Source organism: Okeanomitos corallinicola TIOX110 (genome assembly GCF_038050375.1).
Lineage (GTDB): Bacteria > Cyanobacteriota > Cyanobacteriia > Cyanobacteriales > Nostocaceae > Okeanomitos > Okeanomitos corallinicola.
This window is the reverse complement of record NZ_CP150886.1, coordinates 1,749,731-1,763,173: the sequence shown is the minus strand read 5'-3', so window position 1 is coordinate 1,763,173 and position 13,443 is coordinate 1,749,731. Positions and strand designations below refer to the sequence as shown.

10 protein-coding genes are annotated in these 13,443 nt (G+C 37.4%); 8 read left to right on the top strand and 2 right to left on the bottom strand.

Annotated features, from left to right (window positions below):
* The first annotated feature begins 21 nt into the window (after window positions 1-21).
* A complete protein-coding gene (locus WJM97_RS07665) occupies window positions 22-573 on the top strand; it encodes a DUF892 family protein (RefSeq protein WP_353932447.1) in 552 nt (183 codons plus the stop codon).
* 340 nt (window positions 574-913) lie between these two features.
* Here WJM97_RS07665 and WJM97_RS07660 read toward each other — a convergent pair whose 3' ends face one another.
* Window positions 914-1,603, bottom strand: coding sequence for a fasciclin domain-containing protein (locus WJM97_RS07660; protein WP_353932446.1), 690 nt, complete (start codon window positions 1,601-1,603; stop codon window positions 914-916).
* Between the two features lie 859 nt (window positions 1,604-2,462).
* Between WJM97_RS07660 and argJ the strand changes: the two genes are divergently transcribed.
* From argJ to WJM97_RS07645, 3 genes are all read left to right on the top strand, one after another.
* Entirely contained in the window at window positions 2,463-3,704 is a 1,242-nt protein-coding gene (gene argJ, locus WJM97_RS07655) for a bifunctional ornithine acetyltransferase/N-acetylglutamate synthase (protein ID WP_353932445.1), read from the top strand.
* A 154-nt stretch (window positions 3,705-3,858) separates the two neighbouring features.
* The gene (locus WJM97_RS07650) at window positions 3,859-5,568 is read left to right on the top strand and encodes a serine/threonine-protein kinase (protein WP_353932444.1); all 1,710 of its coding nucleotides are present in this window, start codon (window positions 3,859-3,861) and stop codon (window positions 5,566-5,568) included.
* A 332-nt stretch (window positions 5,569-5,900) separates the two neighbouring features.
* Complete coding sequence (locus WJM97_RS07645) at window positions 5,901-6,128, top strand: hypothetical protein (RefSeq protein ID WP_353932443.1); 228 nt, start codon at window positions 5,901-5,903, stop codon at window positions 6,126-6,128.
* A gap of 83 nt (window positions 6,129-6,211) precedes the next feature.
* On the opposite strand, the gene WJM97_RS07640 is transcribed toward WJM97_RS07645, so the two are convergent.
* Window positions 6,212-7,801, bottom strand: coding sequence for a glycoside hydrolase family 57 protein (locus WJM97_RS07640; RefSeq protein WP_353932442.1), 1,590 nt, complete (start codon window positions 7,799-7,801; stop codon window positions 6,212-6,214).
* Window positions 7,802-8,424: 623 nt separating this feature from the next.
* Between WJM97_RS07640 and WJM97_RS07635 the strand changes: the two genes are divergently transcribed.
* The 4 genes from WJM97_RS07635 (at window position 8,425) to WJM97_RS07620 (ending at window position 13,393) form a co-directional block, all read left to right on the top strand.
* Complete coding sequence (locus WJM97_RS07635) at window positions 8,425-9,789, top strand: sedoheptulose 7-phosphate cyclase (protein ID WP_353932441.1); 1,365 nt, start codon at window positions 8,425-8,427, stop codon at window positions 9,787-9,789.
* Window positions 9,790-9,977: 188 nt separating this feature from the next.
* Window positions 9,978-10,811, top strand: a complete 834-nt coding sequence (locus tag WJM97_RS07630) for a class I SAM-dependent methyltransferase (protein WP_353932440.1) — start codon at window positions 9,978-9,980, stop codon at window positions 10,809-10,811.
* A gap of 166 nt (window positions 10,812-10,977) precedes the next feature.
* The gene (locus tag WJM97_RS07625; RefSeq protein WP_353932439.1) at window positions 10,978-12,306 is read left to right on the top strand and encodes an ATP-grasp domain-containing protein; all 1,329 of its coding nucleotides are present in this window, start codon (window positions 10,978-10,980) and stop codon (window positions 12,304-12,306) included.
* A gap of 64 nt (window positions 12,307-12,370) precedes the next feature.
* Window positions 12,371-13,393 carry a D-alanine--D-alanine ligase gene (locus WJM97_RS07620; protein WP_353932438.1) on the top strand — a complete coding sequence of 341 codons (1,023 nt, stop codon included), beginning with the start codon at window positions 12,371-12,373 and terminating at the stop codon, window positions 13,391-13,393.
* Window positions 13,394-13,443 lie beyond the last annotated feature (50 nt).

The window sequence follows — 13,443 nt, the reverse complement described above, 5'->3', positions numbered from 1 at the left end:
TAAACCTTCAGGAGAACAAAAATGGTTCAACTTAGTGAACGTCCGGGAATCAAAAAACTCTCTACTTTATCAGATAAGTTTACCTATGCAATTAGCATGGTTTATGATGCGGAAAATCGCTTTTTAGAATCACAACAGATGATGGTTCAATGTTGTCAAAATAAACAGTTAAGATCAACATTAGAGAACCATATTCGAGAAACTGAACAACAAGTCAGAAATTTAGAACAGGTGTTTGAACTTCTAGGAGAAGAACCACAGAGAATTACTTGTGATGCGGCGGTTGGCTTGATTAGTGATTGTCAAAAATCTATGCTACTTACGGCTGATCACCAGGAACTTATCGAACCAGGAATAGCTGGTGGACAGTTAATTATTGAACATCTAGAAATTGCCTTTTATCACTGTTTAATTAAAGGTGCGGAAAAGATGGGTAAAAGCCAAATTGTACAACTTCTGCAACAGAATTTAGAACAACAAGAGCAAACAGCGAAAAAATTAGAGCCTTTGATGTCACAGCTACTGGCAGAAATAAAATCTGTTGATGGTAAGACTGCGGCTAGATCCAAGTAATTTCATGACTTTTTGATTTCACTTTTTTAGGGGTTTAGCAATGCTAAACCCTCAAAAGACCCAAATCCCAATATTTATCTAAGTACCTGGGCAAAATTAATTGCACATTTGGGAAAACAATAGAAATCTCTGTATCTCTTGTCTGTCACCTGTCACCTTCCCTAAATATGAAATTTATTTTGCACGACTACTTATAACGGATTGTTTTTACATTTAATGTAACTCAATTTTCTACAATTATGATTTGATTTGTACATAAATTATGAAAAAATAACCCCTTGCAGATAAACAAATAATTGATTTATCTACAAGAGGCTAATTATATCAATTTATATCAAGTCTACAAGCTAGGAGGCAAAATCACATTATCAATTACATGAATCACACCGTTACTAGCAGGAATATCTCCTTTAATTACTTGACCATCATTCACAAATACATCTCGACCAGAGTTGATTTTTACATTTATCGGATCACCTTGTACGCTAGTTACTGGACCTGCTTTTAAATCACCGGACATGACCTTACCAGGGATAACATGATAAGTTAAAATCTTGACTAAAACTTCTTTATTTTGTGGCTTTAACAAATCCATTAGTGCATCTTGTGGTAATTTAGCAAAAGCCTGGTCTGTGGGAGCAAAAACTGTAAAAGGACCATCTCCTCCCAATACTTCTGTTAGTCCAGCTGCTTCTAAAGCTTTAACTAGAATTGTAAAAGAACCCGCTGATTTAGCTACTTCTAGTACATTTTGAGTTTCTGTTGCTTGGGTTGGTTTTTCCATGGGTTGAGTAGCTGGAGTTGGAGTTACACTGGGTCTCTCACCACGGTTATAAGGAGGTTCGTTGAAAATGCTTGGTCTAGGATTGAGTATGCCATTGTCCATAGACTGTGCTAAGAATATCTCATTCTTCTGCTCAGTATTTCTGATTTCTTCTGCGTGGATAGGTAAAGTAGTTAAGAGGCTAACTCCTGTCAATCCTACTATACCTGTGATTTTGGTCAACAATTTGCTGTAATTAGCGTTCATAAATTTGGTTTGTCTTTATTTTGATCACCTACATACAAACTTATAACATTTCCTTCACTCAAAATCTAACGATGATATTTTAGTTGCTGGCAAAATTTTGGTGCTTATTAATGTTAGAATGGTTGTTTGCAGAATTTATTGCCATCAATTCTCTTGACTATTGTCTTTTCTATAAAATTAGATATTAAACTTCATTTTATTTATTGCGAAAATTAAGGTTTAGAACCATGATAATCTCGTAGGTCTAGCATTTTCTACCACACTTATTGAGAAACTGAACGATATAAATTAACTCTGGTTTTTACTCACACATACTCAACTATTAATTTCTGATTACATTTCTTATTTTGTAATCAATTCAAAACTCCAATTTGAATAATTTATCAGCATATTAAATAGAAGCCAGGGTATATTTTACATTATTTTTTATACGATGTCTGAATTAAACAACTATGCTATATGTTTATATATGCTTAATCTAGCAATTATGTTGTTGTGATTAAATCCTGAAAATCAGCTTGACAAAATATTAACTCAAACTGTAACTTGAAACACTCAAAAACTCAGAAAAGTTTGGTAATTTTCATCAAAAAAATCTAAAAAGGGGTTTCACCCCCTAAGCCAAAAATGTTATAGTGTGATAAGTAGATGCACCCTGATGATTTGGAGAGCTATATTAGTAGCTCTCTTTTTTAGTTTGATCATAGTTATATTTTAAACTTAGTAATATTACAGTTATTTATTCATACTGTCATCCCTAACCTAAAAAACCATCACCAGTTGTCTGGTGCAAGATGACAATCAACAGATAAACTCACAATAACGATAAATACTAAATATCTACCCGATGGGGTGAACTATGGGAGACTGGAAAGAAATTACAGGTGGTGTGACAGCAGCGAGGGGATATCGTGCAGCTGGAATTAAAGCTGGACTTAAACCATCAGGACTGCCAGATTTAGCCTTGATATTATCAGATGTAGATGCGATCGCAGCCGGCGTATTTACCACTAGCCAAGTTAGAGCCGCTTGTGTAGATTATTGCCGTCAACGTTTACAAGCTAAACACAGTGCTAGAGCGATATTGTGTAACGCTGGTCAAGCCAATGCAGCTACTGGCAGTCAAGGAGTAAAAGATACCCTAGAAAGCGCTGACCTATTAGCAAAGGAATTAGGTATTTCCCCGGAATCAATTTTACTAGCTTCCACTGGGGTAATTGGTCAAAGAATTAAAATGGATGCTCTACGAGATGGTATTCCCAAGGTGGTAGCGGCTCTTTCAACCGAGGGTTCAGATGCGGCAGCGGGAGCAATTGTGACTACAGATTTAGTCACAAAATCTATCGCCTTAGAAACAACCATCAACGATCGCCCGGTGCGAATTGGCGGCATTGCTAAAGGTTCAGGGATGATCCACCCCAACATGGCCACCATGCTGGCATTTGTTACCTGTGATGCGTCAGTTTCACCTACCCTGTGGCAACAAATGTTAGCCAGAGCAGCAGATAGAAGCTTTAATTCCATTACAGTTGATGGAGATACTAGCACCAATGATTGTTTAATTGCCTTGGCCAATGGAGAGTCTCGCACCCCAGCTATTACAGAAATTGGTCCAGAGGCAGAAAAATTAGAAGCTATGTTGACAGCAGTTTGTCAGCATTTAGCCAAGGCGATCGCCCGTGATGGCGAAGGTGCAACCTGTTTAGTAGAAGTACAAGTCACAGGTGCAAACGACGAAACCGCAGCCCGACAAATTGCCAAAACCATCGCCGGATCTTCCTTAGTCAAATCAGCAATTTTCGGACGTGATCCCAACTGGGGCCGAATAGCCGGTGCTGCTGGCCGTGCCGGAGTTCCCTTTGAACAGGACAATCTGCAAATTAAAATGGGCAACTTTCTGCTCATGGAAAATGGACAACCTTTACCTTTTGATAAAGCCGCTGTGAGTGGATATTTAAAACAAGCCGCCGCAGGTGCTTACATGAAAGAAGATACAGTCTTAATTTCCGTAAATATCGGTAATGGTAACGGTACTGGTAAAGCTTGGGGTTGTGACTTGAGTTACGACTACGTAAAAATTAACGCCGAGTACACAACTTAAGTAAGTTGGTGATTGGGTTATTCATTTACCCCTACCTCCTATTTATTTTCAACCCAAACCACAACAAACCTTGCAAAAATTTACGGAAGCAGAGGCTGAGATTGAGAAAAGAAAACAAAATAGGCGTTAAAATCAATTCAGCCTTTGTATTTTTGTGGTTTTGTTCCAGATAAATCAGAGTGCGGTTAACTGCATAAATCCTAACTGCCAACGTCCCTATCCCCAACCTGGGGGAAACAAATTCTGTAACAGCTGTGGCACTCAGTTACAGCTGCAAGACCGTTATTACCCCCTTCAAGCTTTAGGTTCAGGAGGTTTTGCTCAAATTTACACAGTTTGGGATGCAAAAACCCAAACAGAAAAGGTGCTAAAGGTGCTAGTGGAAAATTCTCCCAAAGCCTTAGAATTATTTATTCAAGAAGCTGAGGTATTAAGTAGTTTCCGTAATCCTGGTGTACCTGAAGTTGATCCAGATGGGTATTTTCAAGTCAATTTAACCAATCCGAAACAACACCTGTTGGCCTGTCTGGTGATGGAAAAAATTGATGGGCAAAATTTGGAAGAAATTAGAAGAAATTACCCCCAAGGATGTCCAGAAGATTTGGTGTTAAATTGGTTTACTCAAGCTGTCAAAATCTTACAAGAATTACATAAACGCCAAATTATTCATCGAGATATCAAACCTTCTAATCTAATGCTGCGTAACCCTTCAACAAATGCAGCGATGCAAACAGAACAATTAGTATTAATTGATTTTGGTGGAGCTAAACAATTTAGTGGAGCAATATTGCGATCGCCAAGTTCTTCTACCCGTCTATTTTCTTCTGGTTACAGTCCTCCAGAACAAATTGTTGGTGGTAATGTTGGGCCTGCGGCTGATTTTTACGCTCTAGGAAGAACAATTATTGAATTACTCACAGGTAAACATCCCCAAGAATTAGAAGATGCTATTACCGGAGAATTAAAGTGGCGTAATTATTGTCATGTTAATTCCGATTTGGCAGATTTATTAGATGAAATGATCCAGACGGAAGTGCGATCTCGTCCAGCCCATGCAGCTATAATTCAAAAACGTTTATTAAAAATTGCCCCCAAAACACCTTTTAGAAGATCACAACCCAGATTATTTATTCAACTCAAAAATAGTATTATTCAAAGCTGTGTACAATTTACCCAAGCAGTCGGTAGCACTACTCTGTTAACAGTACAAATAATTTTCAGATTTTTATTTGCTTGTTTCTCAACTCTTTGGGCCACGATTTTAGTTTGGATAGGTTCTACTATAGGAACTTTAATAGGTTTTCTACTGGCTTATGAAACTAAATTAGGTTCTTTTCTGGCAGAATTTATTACAGTTAAATTACCCGAATTAATTCCATCTTTTCAAACTTCTTATCCTCAAGAAATCATTATTTATGGAGTTGCTGGTTTAGGTACTGCTTGGGGAATTACTATATCTGGTAGTTTTGGTCAAAAACGCAGATTTCTTATAGCAGCACTTATGGGTGTAATCAGCTATAGTTTAGGTTGGATGGTTTGTCAATTTATTAAACCAGAAGATAGTCCGGAAGGGTTAATTGCCTGGATATTAATTTCAGTTTTCTTACTAACTTTAGGTTTAGGTCTGCGGACACATTACATTGCTTATGCTTTTATCACAGCATTTGGTACTGCTAATATTGTCGCAGCTTTAATACATTTAGGAATTGATATTCCCTTACTTAATTTTTCCAGTCAACCAAGTGTCTTTTATTTATTTCATCACATCGCTTTTTTTGGATTTATTGGTGTTTTAATTAGTCTTTGTTTAAGTTTCAGTTACTATTTAGTTGTTCCTTGTTTACGATGGTTAGGATGGCGTTAAGGTTAAGATAATTCCTAATTCTTAATTAAGAAAAACTATTACAGCACGACGTAAATAAACAAACTATTCCAAATCCCTTGCATAATTTTGATATATCAACGGAAAAGGCTGTTAGGACATCAACTAAACCTAAAGGCTCATAGCACTGTCACCTGCTATATATCAAGGTTTTAGTCTTTTCCAGTCAGTCCTACATAGCACCTACCAGTGTGGAATACCCTACTTAACCCATCGGTTAGCACAACTGGGGAGCATTTGACATTTTTTGTAAAAATCTGTTACATTGATTTACATAAGGCAAAGAAAGTTAAAACAAAAAACGAGGTTCAAATATGGTTATCTTAATTACATTATTGGTTGTAGGCTGGGTTGCAGTTTCTACCATTGGTTCTTTGGCTTACTTCATGGGTGAGCAAAGTAAACCCATCCACGAACGTAACTGGCGTTCTGAATCTTTTGCTAAACTAGCTAAGGCGATTACAGGTAAGGAAATAAATTATAGCGATCGCACTCCTGCATATAGAATGGATGCTTACGCTAGTAGCAATTTGGCTCAATAGTATTTAGATGGATATAAATCCAATCTTGATCAAAATAACCCCCAGTACCGTTACTGGGGGTTTTGACTGTTTTTAAAGGAAAACTAGACGGGCCGATAAACACGATAATTAATGTTGGGGAAAATGTTATCCATCAACTCTACTTTTTCCAACCAACCGCTATCCACCTTGCCAACCTTCACATCTTCATACAATTTATTAAACCGCATTAAGTGCGATCGCGTTCTTCTCACCGCATAAGGAACCATTGTTCCCGTTCGCATAATAAACGCCCAGTCAGAAGATTGAGCTAACAATAACTCCCGCGCTGCTTGGTTTAAAGCCTTCCACTGTAACTCATCCTCTGGTTCTAACTGGGAAATCTCGATCATTCGTTCCGCAGCCTTGTGCAAATGGGGATAAATCCAAGCATTAGTTTCATTCAACCAATATTCATGGAAACCCTTATAACCCCAACTAGACTGGGAAGGACGACAGACCTGTTGACTTGGATTAACCCGCAAATAATCAGCTAAATGAGTCATTTCATAAGTGCTTTGGTCATACCAAGATTTACGGAATAGGTAATCAATAAACCAAGGGCCTTCATACCACCAGTGACCAAATAACTCTGCATCATAGGGAGACACAATAATCGGCGGCCTTCCCATTACTCCATGGAGATGCTCTGCTTGTCGTTCCCGATTATACATAAAATTAGCAGAGTGTTCCGCTGCCTTTTCCCTTGCCCAATAAGGATCATACAAAGCTTTATCAGAAAGTCCTAAACCACGTCCAGTAATTTTATGATACTTAATACCAGTATTTTTACGTTGTCCGTTGGGCATGATGTAGGGCTTAATATATTCATATTCAGCTTCCCAGCCCAAATCCTTGTAGAATTCCCGGTATTCTGCCGCCCCAGGATAACCGACTTCTGAAGACCATACCTGTTGAGAAGATTCATGATCTCGCCCAAAAGCAGCTACACCTGGTTCTGTAAAAATGGGGGCATAAGTACCAAAACGAGGACGAGGACGAGCATATAAAATCCCATGTCCATCTGTGAGGAAATAGCGTAAACCAGCATCTGCCAGCATTCGCTCTAAACCCTCATAGTAAGCGCATTCTGGCAACCAAATACCTCTAGGTGCTTGACCAAAAGTTTCCTCGTAATGTTCACAAGCTACCTGAATTTGCGCCCAAACTGCTTGGGGATACATTTTCATCAATGGCATATAGCCGTGGGTAGCACCACAAGTAATAATTTCTAGATTGTTACTATCTTGGTATTCCTTAAAGGCTGTAACCAAATCACCATTGTATTTTTCCCAAACCTGACGAGCTTCATTAAATTCTGTGGCGTAATGTTCGGCCAGATAAAGCATATGGCCGTTGTGAACATTGCGTTCTGCTTCCAGTTCTATCAGTTCTTCCAACTGGGAAAGGTGAGCATCATAACGTTCTTGCAGCAAAGGATCACGCAACATAGACACCAGGGGCGGTGTCATACTCATAGTGATTTTAAAGTCTATGCCATCTCGTTTTAAGCCTTCAAATACTTTCAATAAAGGAATGTATGTTTCTGTAATGGCTTCATAAAGCCATTCTTCTTCCAGCACGTAGTCACTTTCTGGGTGACGAACGAAGGGTAAATGTGCGTGAAGTACAAGTGCGACGTAGCCTATAGCCATAATAGTTTCGGGTAGGTTCTAAATTGAAGGTCGAGAATTGGGCAGAAATTAACAATATTTTAAGATGATATCGGGATCGTGAAGGAAGTTTTATTATTCAAGCTCTACAAGTGTTTTGATTACAAAACATCTGAACTTAGATACTTGTCATTAAGCTATCCCAAGTAATTATGCTTATTTACCTAATAATGCTTGCATTGTCTACCACAATAAATAGTATTTAGCAAGTATCTATATCACTAAATATAATAGAATTTTCTTGGATTGAGTAATTTTACATTAATTTAATAAATATATAAGGTTGATATAAACCATAAGTAAAAACAAAGTGTTACTCTTTGTTAAGAACATTAAACAAATCTAAAGATTTACTCACGATCCACCGCACCAGACTTAGAGAAGTTCATATTTTGTCACATTCTCAGTAACGGTGTGAGTAGATAAGCTTTCCAGCCGACTGGTTGGTAAAGAAGATCCTGTCAAAACAAAAAGACGGTCTCATCCTGGTAATTTTGTCAAGATTTTTGCAAAAAAAGACCTGTTCAAATTGATTTCGGTTCAGAACAGCAATTTTTTCCACTCCATATTCACAAATACCAACAATCAGAATAAGGCCTGTTAACATGACACCACAAAGCATATTACAAAACCCAGAAATCTCAGAGAAGTTGCTTGTAGATTCGGAAGAATTAGCCAGTCAAGTAGAAGACGATACCATTAGACTTACCCATGGGGAAAAATATCTCACATCCCAGTGGTACACAGGTTCGGGGGAAATAGCGCATAAAAAAGATGGACGTTCCTTTGAAGTTTCCGCTACTTTTACCTTGACAGCAGAAGTAAAGGTAATAGAAGGAGTATTTCAACCAGGAAACGAGACCTTAGCTAACATATACAATAGTCGTGGCCGCTGTGTTGCAGTCATAGACCAGACAGTAAATGAATTGTATGGTGAGCAGGTTCGTAAATATTTTGATGCTCATGAAATACCATTAGAAATAATGGCTTTTCGAGCTTGGGAAGCAGATAAAACCCCAGAAACAGTACATAAAATTTTAGGGTTTTTAGGTAAAGATGGTTGTGATGTTTCCCGCAACGAACCCGTATTAATTATTGGTGGTGGTGTTTTAAGTGATGTTGCTGGTTTAGCTTGTTCTTTACAACACCGTCGTACACCTTATATTATGGTGGGAACAACCGTAGTTGCAGCCATTGATGCTGGGCCTTCACCCCGTACCTGTACCAACGGAAAACAGTTCAAAAATAGTATTGGTGCATATCATCCCCCTGTATTGACCTTAGTAGACCGGAGTTTCTTCCGTACCTTAGCAACTGGTCATATTCGGAACGGGATGGCAGAAATTATCAAAATGGCCGTGACTGATGATCCAGTCCTATTTGAATTGTTAGAGAAGTACGGACCCCGGTTAATAGAAACTCATTTTGCGACTATAGACGCAGATGAGAAACTAGCGGAAATTGCCGACGAAATTATTTATCGTGCTTTGTTTTCCTACATGAAACATGAGGGAACAAATATGTTCGAGACTTATCAAGATCGTCCTCATGCTTATGGACATACTTGGAGTCCTCGGTTTGAACCTGCGGTGAAAATGATGCACGGTCATGCGGTGACAACAGGAATGGCTTTTGGTGCAACCTTAGCGGTAGAGATGAATTGGTTAAAATCAGAAGACCGCGATCGCATTATCGCATTATGTCAGTCTTTGGGTTTAACAGTTTATCATCCCGTCCTTGAAGACATGGATATCATGATCGAAGGACAAAAAAATATGCGTCGGAAGCGGGGAGATGGTGGACTATGGGCCCCCGTTCCTAGAGGTGGTATTGGTGCTTGTGATTACATCCAAGAAGTCCCCCCAGAATTATTAGAAACAGCGGTAGCAGCACATAAAGCTGTGTGTCAAACATTAACAAATCAAGGTGCAGGGGAAGAAATGTATCTAAGTGATTTGGGTTTGGAGTAAATCAGTTATCGGTGGTCAGCTATCAGCAAAAAGTTGTTCATAAGGTTTTTGTTGGTAGCATGACTTTTTTTATTTCACGCAGAGACGCAGAGAACGCAGAGGAAGAAGAATGATAATTTTTTCTCTTGATTTTTTGGTGTCTTTTGTTGGGTGTTAGAACTTTTTGTAAATCTATAATCTCAAATCAAATGACTGAAACACTTACAAAGATTAATCAACCTCGGCCTGTTACACCCTTGGGTATTTTAGTTGAAGAATTGGAAACAACTTTAAAACTAGCTAAACAGGAAAATATATCACCTGAACTTGCAGTTTCTCTGCAAAAAGTTTATGAATTAGCTGCGGGAATAGATCCTTATTTAGAGGAAAATACCACAAATGAATCTCCGGAATTAAAAGCATTATCAGAAAAAAGTGCTGCTGAAGATTGGAGTCAAAGATTTGATGATGGTGAAACAGTCCGTCAATTAGAACAAGAAATGTTATCTGGTCATATTGAAGGACAAACTTTAAAAATGTTTGTGTCCATGACTAAAGCAAAACGGATTTTAGAAATTGGAATGTTTACCGGATATTCTGCTTTAGCAATGGCAGAAGCATTACCAGCAGATGGTGATATAATTGCCTGTGAAGTAGATGAATATGTCTCAGAATTTGCGAAAAAATGTTTTAAAATATCTGAACATGGTAAAAAAATAAAAGTTAAAACCGCACCTGCAATAGAAACACTTAAAGAATTAATTGATGCTAAACAAACATTTGATTTAGTATTCATAGATGCTGATAAAGGTGGGTATGTTGATTATTTCAACCTGCTGATAGAAACCGACCTATTAGCAAAAGATGGATTTATTTGTGTAGACAACACCTTATTACAAGGACAACCATACTTACCACCAGAAAAAAGAACAGCAAACGGAGAAGCAATAGCGAAATTTAATCAAACAGTCACCCAAGATCCCAGAGTAGAACAAGTCATATTACCATTAAGAGATGGTTTAACAATCATCAAAAGAAAGTAAATTCTTCGTCATTAGTTATCAGTTTAAAAACTCAAGCAATAAATAACAAACTCCCACATAAAAACTCTCTCAAACCTCTTACCTACCCTATCCCTACGGGACGCTACGCGAATGGGAATACCTTCGGTGAACGCTCTCTTCCTTCCTTCGTGGTTCAATAAAAAACATGAAAAAAATAAAATCCCTACTTCAAAACATAGGAACATTAACATTACTCCTCCTAATGTTCCCTATCAACCTCACCCTAGTCATCACCGCATTACTTACCAACATCATCACCCTACCATTTCAGAAAAAAATCACCTGCGAAAAACCCAAAAAAATCCTATTAACTGGGGGAAAAATGACAAAATCATTACAACTTGCAAGGTCATTTCATCGCGCAGGACATAAAGTATTTATGGTAGAAACCCATAAATATTGGTTATCAGGACATCAGTTTTCTAATGCAGTTTCTAAATTCTTCACAGTACCTGCACCAGAAAAAAATCCAGAAGGATATATTCAAGGATTATTAAATATAGTAAAACAAGAAAAAATAGATGTATTTATTCCCGTTTCTAGTCCTGTTGCAAGTTATTATGATTCCTTAGCAAAACCAGTTTTATCACCTTATTGTGAAGTGTTTCATTTCGATCCAGAAATGACCAAAACATTAGATGATAAATTTAGTTTGTGTGAACAAGCGCGGATTTTAGGTTTAACAGCACCCAAAGCATTTTTAATCAATTCCCCTGAAGAAATTCTCAACTTTGATTTTTCAAAAGAGCAAAATCCATACATTATCAAAAGTATTCAATATGATTCTGTAACTCGTTTGGATATGACGAAATTTCCCTGTGAGGGAATGGATGAATATGTAAAAGAATTACCCATTAGTAAAGAAAGACCTTGGGTAATGCAGGAGTTTATTAAAGGTCAAGAATATTGTACCCACAGTACAGTTAGAGATGGGGAAATTCGTTTACATTGCTGTTCTCAATCTTCTCCTTTTCAAGTTAATTATCAACAGGTTGATAACCCAGAAATTTTGCAATGGGTACAAAAATTCGTCAAAGATTTAAATTTAACCGGACAGATTTCTTTTGATTTTATTCAAACAGCAGATGGTCAGGTTTACCCAATAGAATGTAACCCTAGAACCCATACTGCAATTACTATGTTTCATGATCATCCAGGGTTAGCAGATGCTTATTTAGAACCTGGTAAAAATCAACCACATATAGAACCTTTACCGACAAGTAAACCAACTTATTGGTTATATCATGAACTATGGAGATTGACGGGAATTAGGTCTTTTAGTGATTTAAAATATTGGATTATTAAAGTTACTAAAGGTAAAGATGCAATGCTGCAAAAAGATGATCCTTTTCCATTTTTAATGGTGCATCATTGGCAAATTACTTTGTTGTTAATCCAGAATCTTTTGAAATTTAAAGGTTGGGTAAAAATAGATTTTAATATTGGTAAGTTAGTGGAAATTGGTGGAGATTAGGTAATTGGTAATTAGTGTTTTAAAAACTTTGTAAATTGGGAACTTTTAAAAAATCTAAAAAACTATGTCAAAACTACGTATTCTTTACTTAACTGGTTCAGCGGAAAGTGATTTTTACTGTAATTTATCACGTCTTTATGCTGAAGATTCTATCAAGGCGATCGCAAATCAATCATACTATGATATTTTGATTGCATATATCACACCTGATAGTCAGTGGAGATTTCCAGCTTCCTTCAGTCCTGAAGATATTGCTAACAGTCAACCTATGCAGCTATCTCAAGCTATGGATTTTCTGATAGCGCAAAATATTGATCTGGTGTTACCACAAATGTTTTGTATTCCGGGAATGACCCACTACCGTGCTATTTTGGATCTGCTGAAAATTCCCTACATAGGTAATACCCCAGATTTGATGGCTTTAACAGCACATAAAGCTAAAGCTAAAGCTATTGTAGCTGCTGCGGGGGTAAAAGTTCCTGATGGGGAAGTTTTGCGTGCTGGAGATGTTCCTACTATTCAACCTCCAGTTATTGTTAAACCAGCAAATGCTGATAATTCTTTAGGAATAGCTTTAGTTAAAGATGCTGCTGAATATGAAACTGCTTTAAAGGAAGCTTTTAAATATGCAGAGGAAGTAATAGTAGAAAAGTACATTGAACTGGGTAGAGAAGTTAGATGTGGTGTTTTAGTTAAGGATGGGGAGTTAATAGGTTTACCACTGGAAGAATATCTAGTGGACTCTGAAAATAAACCCATTCGTAGTTATGCTGATAAACTCAAACAAGGGGATGATGGTAATTTAGATTATGCTGCTAAAGATGGCGTGAAATCTTGGATTGTAGATATTAATGATCCTATTACTGAAAAAGTGCAAGCAGTAGCTAAAAAATGCCATCAAGCATTAGGATGTCGTCATTATAGTTTATTTGATTTTCGGATTGATCCGAATGGAGAACCTTATTTTTTAGAAGCTGGTTTATATTGTTCTTTTGCACCTACAAGTGTAATTGCATCTACGGCCAAAGCAGCGGGAATTTCTCTGGATGAGTTGTTAGAAATAGCAATACAAGAAACATTAAAATGAGGATTCGGGACTATCTCTCCCAACAGAAAATGCCCTGCTTGTTTTCACAA

What these genes read in the sequence shown, in the direction of transcription:
- WJM97_RS07665 (WP_353932447.1), top strand. Translation starts at nt 22, where the DNA reads ATGGTTCAACTTAGTGAACGTCCGGGAATCAAAAAACTCTCTACTTTA.
- WJM97_RS07660 (WP_353932446.1), bottom strand. Translation starts at nt 1,603, where the DNA reads ATGAACGCTAATTACAGCAAATTGTTGACCAAAATCACAGGTATAGTA.
- argJ (WP_353932445.1), top strand. Translation starts at nt 2,463, where the DNA reads ATGGGAGACTGGAAAGAAATTACAGGTGGTGTGACAGCAGCGAGGGGA.
- WJM97_RS07645 (WP_353932443.1), top strand. Translation starts at nt 5,901, where the DNA reads ATGGTTATCTTAATTACATTATTGGTTGTAGGCTGGGTTGCAGTTTCT.
- WJM97_RS07640 (WP_353932442.1), bottom strand. Translation starts at nt 7,801, where the DNA reads ATGGCTATAGGCTACGTCGCACTTGTACTTCACGCACATTTACCCTTC.
- WJM97_RS07635 (WP_353932441.1), top strand. Translation starts at nt 8,425, where the DNA reads ATGACACCACAAAGCATATTACAAAACCCAGAAATCTCAGAGAAGTTG.
- WJM97_RS07630 (WP_353932440.1), top strand. Translation starts at nt 9,978, where the DNA reads ATGACTGAAACACTTACAAAGATTAATCAACCTCGGCCTGTTACACCC.
- WJM97_RS07625 (WP_353932439.1), top strand. Translation starts at nt 10,978, where the DNA reads ATGAAAAAAATAAAATCCCTACTTCAAAACATAGGAACATTAACATTA.
- WJM97_RS07620 (WP_353932438.1), top strand. Translation starts at nt 12,371, where the DNA reads ATGTCAAAACTACGTATTCTTTACTTAACTGGTTCAGCGGAAAGTGAT.